Annotated in this window: 12 protein-coding genes; 9 read left to right on the top strand and 3 right to left on the bottom strand. The window is 70.4% G+C overall.

What is annotated here, in order from left to right; genetic code table 11:
• Positions 1–45 precede the first annotated feature (45 nt).
• On the bottom strand, positions 46–993 hold the full coding sequence (locus MKK67_RS14595; RefSeq protein WP_243965768.1) for a sulfite oxidase heme-binding subunit YedZ: 948 nt from the start codon (positions 991–993) through the stop codon (positions 46–48).
• Between the two features lie 198 nt (positions 994–1,191).
• On the opposite strand from MKK67_RS14595, the gene MKK67_RS14590 reads away from it, so the two are divergent.
• Entirely contained in the window at positions 1,192–2,202 is a 1,011-nt protein-coding gene (locus MKK67_RS14590; RefSeq protein ID WP_243965767.1) for an aldo/keto reductase, read from the top strand.
• Positions 2,203–2,418: 216 nt separating this feature from the next.
• On the opposite strand, the gene MKK67_RS14585 is transcribed toward MKK67_RS14590, so the two are convergent.
• A complete protein-coding gene (locus MKK67_RS14585) occupies positions 2,419–3,840 on the bottom strand; it encodes a DUF2254 family protein (RefSeq protein ID WP_243965766.1) in 1,422 nt (473 codons plus the stop codon).
• A 38-nt stretch (positions 3,841–3,878) separates the two neighbouring features.
• Positions 3,879–4,199, bottom strand: a complete 321-nt coding sequence (locus tag MKK67_RS14580) for a hypothetical protein (protein ID WP_243965765.1) — start codon at positions 4,197–4,199, stop codon at positions 3,879–3,881.
• A 348-nt stretch (positions 4,200–4,547) separates the two neighbouring features.
• On the opposite strand from MKK67_RS14580, the gene rimP reads away from it, so the two are divergent.
• From rimP to MKK67_RS14540, 8 genes are all read left to right on the top strand, one after another.
• Positions 4,548–5,318, top strand: coding sequence for a ribosome maturation factor RimP (rimP, locus tag MKK67_RS14575; RefSeq protein ID WP_243965764.1), 771 nt, complete (start codon positions 4,548–4,550; stop codon positions 5,316–5,318).
• Between the two features lie 76 nt (positions 5,319–5,394).
• Positions 5,395–7,029, top strand: a complete 1,635-nt coding sequence (gene nusA / locus MKK67_RS14570; RefSeq protein ID WP_243965763.1) for a transcription termination factor NusA — start codon at positions 5,395–5,397, stop codon at positions 7,027–7,029.
• 24 nt (positions 7,030–7,053) lie between these two features.
• The gene (locus tag MKK67_RS14565) at positions 7,054–7,788 is read left to right on the top strand and encodes an RNA-binding protein (RefSeq protein WP_243965760.1); all 735 of its coding nucleotides are present in this window, start codon (positions 7,054–7,056) and stop codon (positions 7,786–7,788) included.
• 79 nt (positions 7,789–7,867) lie between these two features.
• Complete coding sequence (gene infB, locus MKK67_RS14560) at positions 7,868–10,831, top strand: translation initiation factor IF-2 (protein ID WP_243965758.1); 2,964 nt, start codon at positions 7,868–7,870, stop codon at positions 10,829–10,831.
• A gap of 136 nt (positions 10,832–10,967) precedes the next feature.
• Entirely contained in the window at positions 10,968–11,411 is a 444-nt protein-coding gene (gene rbfA / locus MKK67_RS14555) for a 30S ribosome-binding factor RbfA (protein WP_243965757.1), read from the top strand.
• A 66-nt stretch (positions 11,412–11,477) separates the two neighbouring features.
• Entirely contained in the window at positions 11,478–12,494 is a 1,017-nt protein-coding gene (truB, locus tag MKK67_RS14550; RefSeq protein WP_243965756.1) for a tRNA pseudouridine(55) synthase TruB, read from the top strand.
• 728 nt (positions 12,495–13,222) lie between these two features.
• Positions 13,223–14,617, top strand: a complete 1,395-nt coding sequence (locus tag MKK67_RS14545) for a dihydrolipoyl dehydrogenase (RefSeq protein WP_243965755.1) — start codon at positions 13,223–13,225, stop codon at positions 14,615–14,617.
• Positions 14,618–14,726: 109 nt separating this feature from the next.
• On the top strand, positions 14,727–16,838 hold a 2,112-nt coding region (locus MKK67_RS14540), incomplete at its 3' end, for a GAF domain-containing protein (protein WP_243965754.1).

The following is a 16,838-nucleotide window of genomic DNA, read 5'->3' as shown; positions in this document are numbered from 1 at the left end:
TCACTCCGCTGCGGCCCGAGGCCGCCGGCCGCGGGTTCTGCGGCATCAGGCGGACGGCGACAAGGGTTGCGAGGCTGCTGCTCGGGAGGGCGTCCCACGCGGCGCGGCCACGCGGTCCCGGCCGGATCCCGGCTTGGCGGTCTTGCTGGAGGGGCGGGCGCCCCGCAGCAGCGCGATAGCGGGCATCAGCAACCCGGTCGCCAGGACCCACCAGGCCGGGCGGATCGGGCCGGAAAAGTCGAGATTGGCCGCCAGCACGAGGCTGGCCGGGACGCCGCTGGCGAGCCCGTACCAGGCCGCCTCGAGCCCGGCCGTGGCGAGGCCGCCGAGGATCGCCAGCAGCAGCAGCGACCACGGCCGCTCCGGCAGCTTGAACCGCCGCATCGCCCGCCAGCCCATCAGCAGCAGGAACAGCCCGGCGGAGAAGACCGGATCGCTGACGTCGATCTTCGATTGCAGAAAATAGTGGACCAGCGCCAGCACGGCGATCGTGTAGACGAGCCGGTGCAGCCGGTGCCAGTTCGGCCCCAGGTTGCGGATCGCCGCATCCGTGGAGGTCAGCCCCAGGGCGATCAGCCCGATCAGCGCCACGAACCCGATCGTCAGGTAGAGCCGCAGGGCGATCTCGGTGACGACCTTGGTCAGGACCAGGTTCTGGTCGACCGCGTAGAGGGTGAGATGCGCCACCGCGTAGGCCATCACGGTGATGCCGAGCATGCGCCGGACCACCAGCACCTTCCCCCAGTCGGCGATGCGGCGCAGCGGCGAGATCGCCAGCGAGAACAGCAGGAAGCGCACCGCCCATTCGCCGGTGGCGTGGATCAGCGCCGTGATCGGCTTGGCTCCCAGCGCGTCGAGTCGGTAGGCCCCCGCCAGGTACAGTGCCGGCGCGATGCAGGCCAGGAACACCGCGAGCTTCAGCCACGAGAGGCGCCCGGCCCGGTCGAGCCAAGGGAGCGGGATGCCGAGGGGAACGGCCAGACGGTCGATCATTGTTTTCGGACTCGGCCTTCTGACATCGGAAGCGGCGTGGCCCTCGGGCCAGGGTAGTAGGAGTGCGAAACCGGCGCTTGTGTGGATCGCTCCCCGCGCGGGTCGGTTCGCCGCGGATGTCCCCGGTGTTACGCCGGCACGGTTGACCTCGCCGCGCAAGCGCCGAGATTGCGGGCGGACGGACACCGGATGGATCCCATGCAGTACCGCAATCTCGGCCGCTCCGGCCTCAAGGTCTCGCCGATCTGCCTCGGCACGATGATGTTCGGCGGGCCCACCGACGAGGCCACCGCCGGCCGCATCGTCGGGAGCGCCCGGGAGGCGGGCGTCAATTTCATCGACACGGCCAACGTCTACACCGAGGGCCGCTCGGAAGAGATCACCGGCCGGGCGATCAAGGGCGACCGCGCCGCCTGGATCCTCGCCACCAAGGTCGCCAACCCGACCGGCCAGGGCGTCAACGACCGCGGCCTCTCGCGCGTCCACGTGCTGAAGGCCGCCGAGGACAGCCTGCGCCGCCTCGGCACCGAGTTCATCGACATCTACTACCTCCACAAGGAGGACCACGACACGCCGCTGGCCGAGACCGTGCGGGCGATGGCCGACCTCGTGCGGGCGGGCAAGATCCGGCATTTCGGCGTCTCGAACCACCGGTCCTGGCGGGTCGCCGAGATCTGCCGGCTCTGCGACGAGGCCGGCATCGACCGGCCGGTGGTGAGCCAGCCCTATTACAACGCCTTCAACCGCATGCCCGAGACCGAGCACCTGCCGGTCTGCGCCCATTACGGGCTCGGCGTCGTCCCGTACTCGCCGCTGGCCCGCGGCGTGCTGACCGGCAAGTACGACCCGGATGCCCCGCCCCCGGCCGAATCCCGCGCCGGCCGCCAGGACACCCGGATGATGCAGACCGAGTGGCGCCCGGAATCCCTGCGCATCGCTCGCACCCTGAAGGCGCATGCCGAGGCGCACGGCATCACGGCCGGGCAGTTCGCCACCGCCTGGGTGCTCAACAACCGCCTCGTCACCGGCGTCATCGCCGGGCCGCGCACCGAGGCGCAGTGGCAGGAATATCTCGGCGCCCTCGACTACGCCTTTACCCCGGAGGACGAGGCTCTAGTGGACGGCTTCGTGGCGCCCGGGCACCCGACCACGCCGGGCTACAACGATCCGGCCTATCCGCTGGAGGGGCGCGTGCCGCGGGGCGTTTGATCGAGGCAGGCCACGGCACCCGAAGGGCGCTCGCCCGGATGGAGTATGATTCGTGCCTCTCCCATCCAACCCCCTCATCCTGAGGCGCGCGCGCAGCGAGCCTCGAAGGAGCCCTCCAGGGATCGCGCGGCCGGCTGGAGGCCTCCTTCGAGGGCTCCGCTTCGCTGCGCCACCTCAGGATGAGGGCGAGGATGGGAACGCCGTTCTTGCAGGTTCCTAAGAGGTCGTTCCCGGCACACGGGTCGAGCGTGAGTTCAGCTTGCCCAGGCTGGCGGCCAGATTGGCCGACGCCTCTGAGACAGCCTGGGCGACCGCAACGAAGCCGCGCTCGTTCAAGGCCTTTGCCAGGTCCTCCAGCGCGGCTTCGAGCTGGCGGGTAAGCACGTGCTCTCCGAGGCTCGACAGGGTGCGATTGGCGATATCGGCGAGCCTGTCCGCTGTCGGCTGCTCGACGTGACGAAGCAGGATCGCCAGGGTCTGGATCGCCTCCGTGAGGGTCTGAGACTGGATCGATTCGGAGGCCACCACGATCACGGCTTCGAGGGCGTCGGTCGCGATGGTCGGCGTGGCATCCGCGTAGACGATGCAGGAGGTTGGCTCTTCCAGCGGCTGGTTCTCATCCTCGCTCCAGTGCGCGATGATGTCCCGCAGGGCCTGGATGACCGAGAGGCCGGGGCTGGGGTTGGATTTCGACGTCGAGACCGAGGTCCAGGCGATGGTCGAGAGCTGGTGCAGGCCGTAGGCGGCGTCGTGCTGGAGGTCGCGTCCGTCATCGTAGGTGAGCGCGGCCAGCGTCTCGCCGACGAGGCTCTCGCGTGCTCCCGCGTCGAGCGTCGTGCCCGGCCTGCCTCGCACCCGGAACAGGGGATCGTTGACGGCACGATACGTCCCGACCGTGATGTCGAATGCGATCTCGACGTCGTCTTGGGCATGCCGCCTCACGGCCTCTTCGATGCGCGGGAGGTCGAGGCGGACGACGTACCCACTCTCCCGCGAGCGGATCGACGCGGCCACGGGCCAGTCCTGCCGCGACATCCTCCGTGTCGCCGCAAGCAACCGGAGATCTTCATCGCGGGCTTCCAGAATCCTGTCGTGGATGAACTGGATGATCTGCGCAGGCCGCATTTGATCGATCGTGTTGTAGATCATCACGATGATCAGGCAGAGGGCCGAGGTCGTCAGCAGCAGGGCGATCGTGGTCCCGAAGACGGGCCGGTGAAAGCCCGTATTCGTGACGAGCGTCATCAGGACGAACACCGAAAGGCCGACGAAATACCCGAAATAGAACTGGTTCGTGCGCCGGGCCATGAACTGGTCGGTGACCTGCGCCGTCAGCGCGGCCGCCCCCTGCTGCACGGCGAGCAACAGGAGCGAGAAGGTGATGGAGGTGACGGTGATGATGCTGGACGCCACCGTCGTCAGGAGACTGCCCAGAGCGGCGCTGTCGCCCAGCAAATCCCCGAGCCACCGGAAGCCGGCCGGTGCACCGCCCCCGGACCAGGACCGATCCGCCAGATAGACCAGGGCGTTCAGGCCCACGAAGCCGACGACGGTCGCGAGCGGCAGGGCGAGGAACTGCCGGAACGACCGCCGGACTGCGCTGACGAAGCGGCCTGGGACAGAGGTGATCGTCTTCATGCTCGGATGCCGCCCGGATCGACCCGGCGAGGACCGGGCTACCGCATGGTCTCGGGCAAATGCTGGATCGGGTTCGTGCGCGCGGGCGCCCCTTGGCCCTGCACCGTGCCGTCCGATTGCATCACGTCGGTCGAAGACTGGATCGCGCTGGGCGGGGAGACCCGGCCGCTCTCGTGGGCTGCGTCGTCACGCTCCGAGGCCGGCGGTAGCGTTCCCGGGGTCGGCTGGTCGATCCGGCTTGCGGCCGACTGAGACAGGGCCGGGCTGGTCAAGCCGAGGCTGCCTGCCAGGGCGCCCAGGACAAGGGCGCGCCCGATCCAATCGGGAAAACGTCCGGATGAGGGGGTACGGGTCGTCATCGCTCGATCCTGTCCGTTCGGAGTGGCGCACCGGCGTTTTCACGTTCGGTCGGCAATGCACCTCCGCCTTGAGCGTTCCCCTGCGGTGCCCAACGGTCTTGGGCGGTCTGACCCCTCTGCCCGTCAGGGATGTCGAACGCGATCGAGTTCCACAACCGATCGACCTTGCGCTCGCGACCGACCGCGGCTATCTATCGCTCAACAGTTCTGATGGCAGTCGAGAGGCTGCGGTTCGGGAGTGGGCCCCACCGGGTCCGCTCTTTTTTTTCGCCGCATCGGGTTCGATGGGCGAGGCCGCACGCCGGGACGTGCCATCCGGGACGCCGCGAAGGTTTTACGCCCCCATCCATGTCGTCCGAGATCGAAGCGGATCTGTCCGAGAAGCGCCTGGTCCGAGAGACCGGTGTCGCCGCCCGCGTGGTGCAGGTGATCGAGGGGCCGGTGCAGGGCCTCGGCTTCCGGCTGGTCCGGGTGAAGGTCACCAACACCAATGGGTGCACCGTCCAGATCATGGCGGAGCGGCCGGACGGCACCTTCTCGATCGACGATTGCGAGGCGGTGAGTCGGGCGATCTCGCCGGTGCTCGACGTGGATGATCCGGTGGGCACGGCCTACAACCTGGAGATCTCGTCCCCGGGGATCGACCGGCCGCTGGTGCGGGTCTCGGACTTCGCCCGCTGGGCCGGCTACGAGGCCAAGGTCGAGCTGAGCCCGCCGCTCGATGGCCGCAAGCGGTTTCGCGGGATCCTGGGTGCGCCCGACGTCGAGAAGCTCACCGTCCCGATCGACCTGCCCGACGTGAAGGAAGGGCTGCCGAGTCGGGTCGACCTGCCGCTGCGGGATCTGGCCGAGGCGCATCTCGTCCTCACCGACGAGCTGATCCGCGAGTCCCTGCGCCGCGGCGGCCCGCCGGCCGACGATGCGGACGCGCTCGACGAAGACGACGAGGCCGAGGACGACGCGCCGGCCCGCCCCGCGCCGAAGCCGCAGGGTCCGAAGGTCAAGGCTTCCAAGGCCGACCCGAAGGCCCCGAAAGAGAAGAAACCGCCGCGTACCGGCCCCAAGAAGCCGGTCGTGTCCAAGGCGTCCCGGCTCAAGAGCCGCGACGACCTGCATTGAAGTGAATTGAGATTCGGGCTCGGCCGCCCTCGGGCGCCCGGCACGAAGACTTGACGGAAGAGAAGGACCGACACCGATGGCCGTCGTCAGCGCCAACAGGCTCGAACTCCTCCAGATCGCCGACGCGGTCGCCCGCGAGAAGGTGATCGACCGCTCCATCGTGATCGACGCGATGGAGGAGGCGATCGCCAAGGCGGCGCGCTCCCGCTACGGCGCGGAGACCGACGTTCACGCCGAGATCGACAACAAGACCGGGGCCCTGCGCCTGTCGCGCCACCTGCTGGTGGTCGATCAGGTCGAGAACGACGCCCGCGAGATCACCCTGGACCAGGCCCGCCGCTACAACCCGGGCGCGCTCGTCGGCGACGTGATCTCCGACACCCTGCCGCCGTTCGATTTCGGCCGCGTCGCCGCACAATCGGCCAAGCAGGTCATCGTCCAGAAGGTGCGCGACGCCGAGCGCGCCCGCCAGTTCGACGAGTACAAGGACCGCATCGGCGAGATCCTCAACGGCATCGTCAAGCGGGTCGAGTACGGCAACGTCATCGTCGACCTGGGCCGCGGCGAGGGCATCGTCCGCCGGGACGAGATGATCCCGCGCGAGACCTTCCGGCCGGGCGACCGCATCCGTTCCTACCTGTTCGACGTGCGCTCGGAAGTGCGCGGGCCGCAGATCTTCCTGTCGCGCTCGCACCCGCAGTTCATGGCCAAGCTGTTCGGCCAGGAAGTGCCCGAGATCTACGACGGCATCGTCGAGGTGAAGGCCGTGGCCCGCGATCCGGGCTCCCGTGCCAAGATCGCCGTGATTTCTCGCGACGGCAGCATCGACCCAGTCGGCGCCTGCGTCGGCATGCGCGGATCCCGGGTGCAGGCTGTCGTGGGTGAGCTGCAGGGCGAAAAAATCGACATCATCCCGTGGTCCGAGGATGAGGCGACCTTCATCGTCAACGCCCTCCAGCCCGCCGAGGTCGTCAAGGTGGTGCTCGACGAGGAGGCCGACCGCATCGAGGTGGTGGTGCCGGACGACCAGCTGTCGCTGGCCATCGGCCGCCGCGGCCAGAACGTGCGGCTCGCCTCGCAGCTCACCGGCTGGGACATCGACATCCTGACCGAGGCCGAGGAATCCGAGCGGCGCCAGAAGGAGTTCGCCGAGCGGACCCAGGTGTTCATGGAGGCGCTCGACGTCGACGAGACCGTCGGCCAGCTGCTGGCGGCCGAAGGGTTTCGCAACGTCGAGGAGATCGCCTACGTCGACATCCAGGAGCTGTCCGGCATCCAGGGGCTCGACGACGAGACCGGCGCCGAGATCCAGGCCCGCGCCCAGGATCACCTCGCCCGGATCGAGCAGGAGCACGACGCCCGCCGCACCGAGCTCGGCGTCGCCGACGAATTGCGCGAGATCGAGGGCATCACCACGCCCATGATGGTCGCGCTGGGCGAGAACGACGTGAAGACCATCGAGGACTTGGCCGGCTGCGCCACGGACGACCTCGTCGGCTACACCGAGGGCCGCGGCCCCGACGCCGTGCGTCATGCCGGCTATCTGGACGGCTTCGAGCTGTCCCGTACCGAGGCCGAGGGCCTGATCATGGCCGCCCGCCTCAAGGCCGGCTGGATCGAGGCTTTGCCCGAGCCGGAGGCCGAGGAGGGCGAGGAAGCCGCCGAGGGTGAGGAGACGCCTGAGACCGCCGCCACCCCGGCCGAGGCCTGAGCGGAGGCTGCGGCGGACGCGCTTATGGCCGAGGTCGACACGACCCTGCCCGACGAGGGGCAGGATCCGGGACTCGATCCCGGGGGGCTCGATAGCGGCCCCGGCCGGCGCGTGCCGCAGCGCACCTGCATCGTCACGCGCGTCGTCCAGCCGCCCGAGGCGATGATCCGGTTCGTGCGCGGCCCGGACGGCGCCGTCGTGCCGGACCTGCGCGCCAAGCTCCCCGGGCGTGGCGCCTGGATCAGCGCGCGACGCGACGCTGTGACGACGGCGGTCCGAAAAAACCTGTTCCCGCGGGCGTTCAAGGGACCGGCCCAGGCCGGCGCCGACCTGCCCGACCGGATCGTCACCGGCCTGCGCGAGGATCTGCGGCAGGCGATCGCCATGGCCAACAAGGCGGGATGCGTGGTCGCAGGGTTCTCGAAGGTCGAGGCGGCGATCGGCGGCCAGCCCGGCGCGGTGGCCCTGATCCATGCCGCCGAAGCCAGTCCGGACGGCCGACGCAAGATCGCTTCGGCCTTGTACCGACGGCATGGTGAAGCCATGTCAAGGATACCGATCATCGACGACCTGTCCGAAGATGAATTGGACATGGCCTTAGGTCGGGATCATGTGATACACGCTGCGCTCGTCGCAGGAGCCGGAGCTGCCGGCTGCCTGTCGCGTTGGCGTCGGCTACGCTCCTTCGAGGGCGCCGCCGCGGCGACCGAGGAGCCCGGTCCAGCCCGAATCGGCGGGATCGACGAAGCCTCACGTTGACGACGCACCAGGACGAATTTGGCTGGCGCCACCGGGCGTCGGTTCACGGGACGATGGAAACCCTCAGGGTTCAGGCTGAATGAGCGACACGAACAACCCGGGCGACAAGACTCTGAACAGGACTTCTCCGAAGCCGCTCTCCCTCAAGCGGCCGATCGAGGCGGGTACCGTACGGCAGAGCTTCTCCCATGGCCGCTCCAAGCAGGTCGTGGTCGAGACGGTCAAGCGCCGTGGCGTCATCGGCGCCGCGCCGGCCGCCCCTGCCCGTGAGCCTGCGCCCGCCCCGCGCCCGGCCCCTGCCGCCACCACCACGCCGCCGCCGCGCCCGGCCCAGCGCTCGGCTTCGGGTGTGGTGCTGCGCACGCTGAGCGAGCAGGAGAGCGCCGCCCGCGCCGCCGCCCTCGCCGATGCGAAGCGCCGCGAGGCCGAGGCGCGGCAGAAGGCCGAAGCCGAAGCCGAGGCACGCCGCAAGGAAGCCGAGGAGGAGGCCCGCCGCGAGCGTGAGGCCGCCGAGGCTCGCCGTCGTGAGGAGGAGGCCCGCAAGGCCGCCGCCGCCGAGGCCGCCCGCGCCGCCGAGGAGGCCGCCAAGGCCGCTGCTGCGGAAGCCGCTGCCGCCGCCCAGGCTCCGGCCGTCGCGCCGGCCCCCCCCGCTGCTGCTGCCGCTCCTACTGCTGCTGCGCCCGCCGCTCCGGCTGCCGCCCCCGCCCGTCCGGCCTCGGCGACGCGTCCGATGACGGCCCGTCCGACCGCCATTCCGGGCCGCCAGCCCGAAGGTGTCCGTCCGGCTGCGGCCGCGCCGGCGCGTCCGGCCGCTGCGACGGCTTCGACCGCTGCGCCCGCGGCCCGCCCGCCGCTGACCGCCCGTCCCGCCACCGGCGAGCCGCGCAAGACCATCACGGCGGATTCGCGCAAGCCCCGCGACCTCAACTTCATGGCGCGTCCCGCCCCGGCCCCCGAGCCGGAGAAGAGCGCGACGCCGACCACTGCGGCGCGTCCCGCCGGCGCGACCGCCGCGGCGCGTCCCGCCGGTCGCGGCGCCCAGACCAACGAGGACGAGTCCGAGACCAAGCGGGTCATCCGCCGTCCCGGCATGCCGCTCAAGATCATCGCGCCGCCCAAGACGCCGAAGTCCCCGGGCGGCGACCGCAACCGCGGCCGCCTAACCATCGCGACGGCGACGTCCGGTGAGGACGAGCGCACCCGCTCGGTCGCCTCGTTCCGCCGCCGCCAGCAGCGCATGAGCGGCCGCGGCCAGGTCGAGCAGAAGGAAAAGCTGTCCCGCGAGGTGACGATCCCCGAGACGATCACCATCCAGGAACTCGCCAACCGCATGTCGGAGCGGGCCGTGGACGTGATCCGCTTGCTGATGAAGCAGGGCGAGATCCACAAGATCACCGACGTGATCGACTCGGACACCGCCCAGCTCATCGCCGAGGAACTCGGCCACACCGTGCGCCGCGTCGCCGAGTCCGACGTGGAAGAGGGCCTGTCGTCCGACGAGCCGGATCTGGAGGAGGATCTCGATCCCCGTCCGCCGGTGGTCACGATCATGGGCCACGTCGATCACGGCAAGACCTCGCTGCTCGATGCGATCCGCAAGGCGAACGTGGTCGAGGGTGAGGCCGGCGGCATCACCCAGCATATCGGTGCCTATCAGGTCGCGTCGCCGTCGGGCGAGATGATCACCTTCATCGACACCCCGGGCCACGCGGCGTTCACGTCGATGCGCGCCCGCGGCGCCAAGGTCACCGACATCGTGGTGGTCGTGGTGGCGGCCGATGACGGCGTGATGCCGCAGACCATCGAGGCGATCCAGCACGCCAAGGCGGCCGGTGTTCCGATGATCATCGCGGTCAACAAGATCGACAAGCCGGATGCGAACCCGCAGCGGGTCCGCACGGAGCTTCTGCAGCACGACATTCAGGTCGAGTCGATGGGCGGCGAGACCCTGGAGTTCGAGGTTTCGGCCAAGACCGGCGACGGTCTGCCGGAGCTGCTGGAGGGCATCCAGATCCAGGCCGAGATCATGAACCTGCGCGCCAACGAGAAGCGCGACGGTGAGGGTACGGTCATCGAGGCCCAGCTCGACCGCGGCCGCGGCCCGGTGGCGACCGTGCTGGTCCAGCGCGGCACCCTGTTCACCGGCGACATCGTCGTGGCCGGCGCCGAGTGGGGCCGCGTGCGCGCCCTGGTCGACGATCTCGGCGAGAACGTCCAATACGCCGGCCCGTCGGTGCCCGTGGAGGTCCTCGGCTTCAACGGCACCCCCGATGCCGGCGACCGCGTGACCGTGGTGCCGAGCGAGGCCCGGGCCCGCGAAGTCACCGAGTATCGCGCCCGTCAGAAGCGCGAGCGGCAGAATGCCCGCACCGGTGGTGCCAACCGCTCGCTGGTCGACATGATGCGCGACCTCAAGGAAGGCGCCGGCCGCAAGGAGCTGCCGGTCGTCATCAAGGGCGACGTGCAGGGTTCGGTCGAGGCGATCTCGGGCGCCCTGGAGAAGCTCGGCAACGGCGAGGTCGCGGCCCGCATCCTCCTGTCGGGCGTCGGCGGCATCACCGAGTCGGACATCACCCTGGCGCAGGCGTCGAAGGCGGTCGTGATCGGCTTCAACGTGCGCGCCCTCAAGGAGGCCCGCGAGGCCGCCGAGCGGGCCGGGATCGATATCCGCTACTACAACATTATCTACGACCTCGTGGACGACATCAAAGCCACGCTGTCGGGGATGCTGCCGCCCACCCTGCGGGAAGAGCGCCTCGGCGAGGCGACGATCCAGGAGGTCTTCGAGGTCTCCAAGGTCGGCAAGGTCGCGGGTTGCCGCGTGCAGGACGGTATCGTGGAGCGCGGCGCGCATGTCCGCCTCATCCGCGACAGCGTCGTAATCCACGAGGGCAAGCTCAAGACCCTGAAGCGGTTCAAGGACGACGCGAAGGAAGTCACCTCCGGCCAGGAGTGCGGCATGGCCTTCGAGAACTTCGAGAACATGCGCGCAGGCGATGTGATCGAGTGCTACCGGGTCGAAGAGATCCGCCGCACGCTCTGAGAGCCCGGACTCGTCCGGACAGGGCGGTCGCGGCGTCAGCCGCGGCCGTCTTTTCTTTTGGGTGCATCGCTTCCTGCCCGCACCTCTCTCCGCTTGGACGTGAACCGGCCGCCCTGCGCTGCCGGCCCGAGACAGAATGGCCCAGAAACCAACCTCCACCGGCCCCTCGCAGCGCCAGCAGCGTGTGGCCGAACTCGTGCGCCACGCCCTCGCGGAGGTGCTCCAGCGCGGCGACATCCAGGATCCGGTGCTCAACACGCATGTCGTGACGGTGCCGGAGGTGCGGATGTCGCCGGACCTGAAGCTCGCCACCGCCTACGTGATGCCCCTGGGGGGCATGGACGAGGCGCCGGTGATCGCCGCCCTGGACCGCCACCGCAAGGTGCTGCGCCAGGAGGTGGCCCGCCGGGTGAACCTGAAATTCGCGCCCGAGCTGCGCTTCCTCCGCGACGAGACCTTCGACGAGGCGGCGCGCATCGACAAGCTGCTCCGGGACGAGCGGGTGAAGCGCGACCTCGTCGCCGAGCGGGACGGCGCGGCTGCCGAGGGCGACGAACCGGAGACCGGGCCGGGGCATTGATCCCCGTCACCGGACAGACAGACACGGGGCAACGACCCCGGGGGATACGAGGACATGACGGTTTCCATGGAAGATCTTCCGCCGGCCGAGCGCACGGCTTCCGGTCCCGGCGCCGAGCGCCGGGGCCCGGAGGAGCGCCGCCCGCAACGCGGACCGCGGCCCGACCGGCCCAAGCGCCGGGACGTGTCGGGTTGGGTCATCCTCGACAAGCCTGTCGGCATGACCTCGACCCATGCGGTCGCGGTGGTGAAGCGCGCCTTCAACGCCAAGAAGGCCGGCCATGCCGGCACCCTCGACCCGCTGGCCTCGGGGATCCTGCCGATCGCGCTGGGTGAGGCGACCAAGACCGTCCCGTTCGTCATGGACGGCCGCAAGGCCTACCGGTTCACCGTGCAATGGGGTGTCGAGACCGACACCGACGACGCCGAAGGCCGCGCCGTCGCCACCAGCGACGCCCGCCCGGAGCGCGCGGCCGTCGAGGCGGCTTTGCCGGCCTTCGTTGGCGCGATCGAGCAGGTGCCGCCGCGCTATTCCGCCATCAAGATCCAGGGCGAGCGCGCCTACGATCTGGCCCGCGAGGGCGAGATCGTCGAGCTGGTCGCCCGGCCGGTGCAGATCGACCGGCTCACGGTGGTCGAGCATGACGGCGAGCGGACCGTGATCGAGGCCGAGTGCGGGAAGGGCACCTATGTCCGTGCCCTGGCGCGCGACCTCGGCCGCGTGCTCGGCTGCTACGGCCACGTCTCGGCCCTGCGCCGCACCCGGGTCGGCCCGTTCTCGGAAGCCGAATCCTGCGCCGCCGCCGGCCTGACCGAGGGCGGCCCGGAGGCCGCGCTCGCGCATCTGCGGCCGGTGGAGACCGCCCTCGACGCGATCCCCGAGGTGACGGTCTCCCGCGACCTGGGCCTGCGCCTGATGCGCGGCCAGTCGGTGATCCTGCGCGGCCGGGACGCCCCCGTGGAGGGCAAGGCCTTCGCGACCTGCGGCGGCATCCTGGTCGCGGTGGGCGACGTGGAGCGCGGCGAGCTGGTGCCGCACCGGGTCTTTCACCTCGGCGGCACCGCGCCGGTTCGGAGCGCTTGAGCCGACTGGTTCCTCCCTTTGACGCGGGGGGGCACCGATCCTTTTTAGGTAAGTACAGACGCCGAGACGCGTGCCTCTCCGTCCGCCCTCTGCGGGCGATCGAATGCACACATCCTCGAATGTGGCGCGGGTCCCCTCTCCCGTGCGGGAGAGGGACAGGGTGAGGGGCCAGGTGCCTCCGCATAATGCGCATCCCTCACCCCAGCCCTCTCCCGCGCGGGCTACGATGTTCACACATCTGCGGACGAAGCGCGGGTCCCCTCGCCCCGCTTGCGGGGAGAGGCCCACACGGACCTCGTCGTCCGTGTGGGAAGCGCAGGCGAAGCCGGAGCGGCGGTGAGGGGGGCGGTTCCGGACGAGGCGCGCGTCCGGAACCGCCCCCCTCACCTTCGGCTGCCGCCTCGCTTCGGCGACGACAAGGTCGCCGAAGCCCTCTCCCCGCAAGTGGGGCGAGGGGATACCCGCACCGATGCTGGAGCCGAAGCACGGGCCGTCGCGCAAAAAGGGCTGAACTCGATCTGTGAATCCGCTAGCCCGTGCGGGAGAGGGACAGGGTGAGGGATGCGCGCTTTCCGGACAGACCTGGTCCCTCACCCCAACCCTCTCCCGCACGGGAGAGGGGGCGCGTGGCGGCTTTCACGTCCGCGCCGCAACCTGAGGCGCGTGGGCGCAGGCGGAACGAACCTCAGCGATCGGCCTTTGGCCCCGGCAACGGACCCGGGGCTACGATGGACGAGCAGACCTGCGATGTGGCGGTGATCGGGGCCGGGACTGCCGGTCTCGCCGCCTATCGGGCCGCCACCGAGGCCGGCGCCCGTGCCGTCCTGATCGAGCGCGGCCCGGGGGGCACGACCTGCGCCCGGGTCGGCTGCATGCCCTCGAAACTGTTGATCGCGGCGGCCAAGGCCGCCCATGCGGCGCGCAACACCGATCTGTTCGGCATCCGGGTCGCCGGGGTCGCGGTGGATGGGCGCGCGGTGCTCGAACGCGTCCGCGCCGAGCGGGACCGGTTCGTCGGCAGCGTTTTCGATGGGGTCGACGCGCTGCCCGAGGCGGCGCGCATCGCCGGCAGCGCCCGTTTCCACGATCGCACCAGCCTCATTGTCGGGGACCACACCCGCATCGCCTTCCGCGCCGCTGTGATCGCCACCGGATCGAGCCCGACCGTTCCAAAGCCTCTGCGCGGGCTCGGCGATCGCCTTCTGACCACCGACACCCTGTTCGAGATTCCCGAGCTCCCGGCCTCGCTGGCGGTTCTCGGCGCCGGCGCTGTCGGGGTCGAGATCGCCCAGGCGATGACCCGCCTCGGCGTCCGCGTCACGGTGATCGATGCCGGGGACACGGTTGCCGGGCTGTCCGAGCCGGATCTCGCCCGGCAGGCCGCCGAGATCTTTGGGGCGGAGCTGGAGCTGCATCTCGGAGCGACGCTCGAATCCGCGACGTGCGACGGCGGCGACGTCTGCCTGTCCTGGACCGACCGGGACGGGCGCGGGCGGGAGACGCGGGCCGAAAAAGTGCTTGCCGCCACCGGCCGCTCCCCGAACCTGAACGACCTCGGGCTGGACGCCGCGGGCCTTCACCTCGGCGAGGACGGCGTCCCGGACTTCGACCGGCGCAGCCTCGTCTGCGCGGGTGCCCCGATCCTGATCGCCGGCGACGCCGATGCCTGGCGGCCCGTGCTGCACGAGGCCAGCCGCCAGGGTGGGATCGCCGGGGCGAACGCGGCGGCGCTGGTGGCCGGGCGCGATGTCGCGAACCCGGAACCGTGGACGCGCCTCGCCATGGTGTTCACCGATCCGCAGGTCGCGGTGATCGGCGCACCCTACGACCCCGACGCCGCCGGCCGCGTGACCGGCACCGTCGACTTCTCCGGTCAGGGCCGCGCCCGGGTCGACGGCGAGAATCATGGCGGCCTCCGGATCTGGGCCGACCGGGAGGGCACGCTCCTGGGCGCCGAGATGCTCGGGCCTGCCGTCGAGCATCTGGCACATCTGCTGACCCACGCGATCGGCGACGGGAAGACGGCACAGGTTGTCGAGGACCAACCCATATACCACCCCACAGTTGAGGAGGGGTTTTCAACCGCTCTGTCTGAAATCACACATAAGATTTGTCTGTCTTAATTGGCGTCCAACGTCATCGTGATTCCGGGTTGATCTTGCCGCAAGCGGAAGCATTGCACTTCGCAACGCCCCCAGTCATATCAGACTGGATGAGCGGGGTTCTTTTCTGATGCCGCCGAATCAGGTCCCCGAAAGTGGCCTCGATCTCGATGTGCTCGCGTCCGACGCGCTGGATCGCCTCGACAAGGGCGTGATCGGCCTCGACGCGGACGGCACGGTCGTGGTGTTCAGCGAGGGCGCGAGCGCGCTCTCGGGCCTGTCGCGCGAGTCGGTGCTGGGCCGCAATTATTTCCGCGAGGTGATGCCGGGCACCAACGTGCCGAGCTTCCGCGGCCGCTTCCTCGCGGGCAGCCGACGCGGCGCGCTGGATGAGAGCTTCGACTACGTGTTCGGCCGGCTGCCCCAGCCCCTGCGGGCGCGGGTCCACATGCGTCACGGCACGGCGGCCGAGACCGGCCCGGTCACCTGGCTGACCATCGACCCGATCGAGAGCCTCGGCGCCGGTCTGCCCCGCGAGGCCGTGATGGCGGCGATCGGCCGGCGGGCGCGGGCCGAGCCGGTGGATGCCAGCCATTGCGAGCGCGAGCCGATCCACATCCCGGGCTCGATCCAGCCCAACGCCGTCATGATCGCGGCCGATACCGAGACCCTGCAGGTCCTGGCCTATTCGGCCAATGTCGACGAGATCGTCGATCCCCTGGATCCGCCCTTGGCCGGCCGCCCCCTCGGGGACGTGCTGCCCCGGGACTTCGTCGAGGCCATCCGGGCGCGCTTGGCCGCCGGCACCCTGGCGGACGGCCATTCCGCCCGCCGCCGGCTGACCCTGGCCGGCCGCGGCGCGCCCTATTACGCGGTCGCCCACGCCCATGCCGGGCGGGTGATCGTCGAGCTGGAACTCGAGCCCGAATCCGTCGACGACTTCCCGACCGCCAGCCAGGTCGATACCGAGCTCGCGGTCGGCCGCCTGCGCGAGGCCGAGACCCTGGTCGACGCCGCCCGCATCGCCGCCCTGGAGATCCGGGCGCTCACCGGCTTCGAGGCGGTGCTGGTCTACCGGTTCGATACGGACTGGAACGGCGAGGCGGTGGCCGAGGACAAGGTGCCGAATTGGTCGCGCAGCCTGCTCGGCCTGCGCTTTCCCGCCTCCGACATCCCGGCCCAGGCCCGCGCCCTCTACACCCGGGCCAAGAACCGCTTCGTGATCGACCGCGACAGCGTGCCGGTCGGGCTGGTGGCGGCCCCGGGCGCCGGCAACGGCCCGATCGACCTGACCTTCGCCCAGCACCGCACGCTGTCGCCGATCCACCTCGAGTACCAGCGCAATCTCGGCGTGAACGGCTCGATGTCGATCTCGATCATGGTCGAGGGCCGGCTCTGGGGCCTGATGATCGGCCATCACCGCCGCCCGCACTATGTGACGCCCGAGACTCGCTCGGCGGCCACCGTCCTCACCGATGCCTTCGCCATGCGGGTGCAGGAGATCGAGTCGCGCCGGCTCTGGGCCGAGCGGCAGGCCCATCTCGCCGTCGAGGGCCGTCTGGTGCGCGGCCTGACCCGGTCCGACGACTTCGTGGCCGCCCTGACCGCCGGCCATGTCACCCTGCTCGACCTGTTCAGCGCCACCGGCGCCGGCATCGTCTCGGGGGACCGGGTCACGCTGATCGGCCGGTCGCCGCCCGCCGACATGATCGCCCGGATCGCTGCCTGGCTCCGGGACCGGCTGCCCGCCGGCGAGACCCAGTACAGCAGCATCACCTTCACCGCCGAGTACCTGGAGGCGGCCCCCTACCGGGAGATCGCCAGCGGCCTCCTCGCCGCCTTCGTGGACGAGTCCCGCGAGACCCTGCTGCTCTGGTTCCGGCCGGAGGTGCCCAGCACGGTGACCTGGGGCGGCGACCCGCGCAAACCCGTGCTCGCCGGCAGCGGCCCGGTGGCCCTGCTGCCGCGCCGGTCCTTCGAGCGCTGGGTCGAGGAGCGCACGGGCTACGCCAGCGCCTGGGCGGAATGGCAGGTCCAACTCGCCGGCTCGCTCGCGGAGGCGGTCGAGGGCGTGGTCCTGCGCCAGCGCCGCAAGATCGACGAGCTGACGAGCCTGCTCGCCGAGAAGGAGCGCCTGCTGGAGCAAAAGGATCTGCTGACCCGGGAGATCGACCACCGGGTCAAGAACTCGCTGCAGATCGTCTCGGCCTTCCTGCAGATGCAGCGCCGGCAGATCACCGAC

The sequence above is a fragment of the Methylobacterium sp. J-072 genome, assembly GCF_022829425.1.
Classification (GTDB): domain Bacteria; phylum Pseudomonadota; class Alphaproteobacteria; order Rhizobiales; family Beijerinckiaceae; genus Methylobacterium.
This window is presented reverse-complemented; position numbering and strand designations above follow the sequence as displayed.

Bases quoted from the DNA above. Each gene is read 5' to 3' on its own strand.
- MKK67_RS14595 (WP_243965768.1), bottom strand. From the start codon at position 993: ATGATCGACCGTCTGGCCGTTCCCCTCGGCATCCCGCTCCCTTGGCTC.
- MKK67_RS14590 (WP_243965767.1), top strand. From the start codon at position 1,192: ATGCAGTACCGCAATCTCGGCCGCTCCGGCCTCAAGGTCTCGCCGATC.
- MKK67_RS14585 (WP_243965766.1), bottom strand. From the start codon at position 3,840: ATGAAGACGATCACCTCTGTCCCAGGCCGCTTCGTCAGCGCAGTCCGG.
- MKK67_RS14580 (WP_243965765.1), bottom strand. From the start codon at position 4,199: ATGACGACCCGTACCCCCTCATCCGGACGTTTTCCCGATTGGATCGGG.
- rimP (WP_243965764.1), top strand. From the start codon at position 4,548: ATGTCGTCCGAGATCGAAGCGGATCTGTCCGAGAAGCGCCTGGTCCGA.
- nusA (WP_243965763.1), top strand. From the start codon at position 5,395: ATGGCCGTCGTCAGCGCCAACAGGCTCGAACTCCTCCAGATCGCCGAC.
- MKK67_RS14565 (WP_243965760.1), top strand. From the start codon at position 7,054: ATGGCCGAGGTCGACACGACCCTGCCCGACGAGGGGCAGGATCCGGGA.
- infB (WP_243965758.1), top strand. From the start codon at position 7,868: ATGAGCGACACGAACAACCCGGGCGACAAGACTCTGAACAGGACTTCT.
- rbfA (WP_243965757.1), top strand. From the start codon at position 10,968: ATGGCCCAGAAACCAACCTCCACCGGCCCCTCGCAGCGCCAGCAGCGT.
- truB (WP_243965756.1), top strand. From the start codon at position 11,478: ATGGAAGATCTTCCGCCGGCCGAGCGCACGGCTTCCGGTCCCGGCGCC.
- MKK67_RS14545 (WP_243965755.1), top strand. From the start codon at position 13,223: ATGGACGAGCAGACCTGCGATGTGGCGGTGATCGGGGCCGGGACTGCC.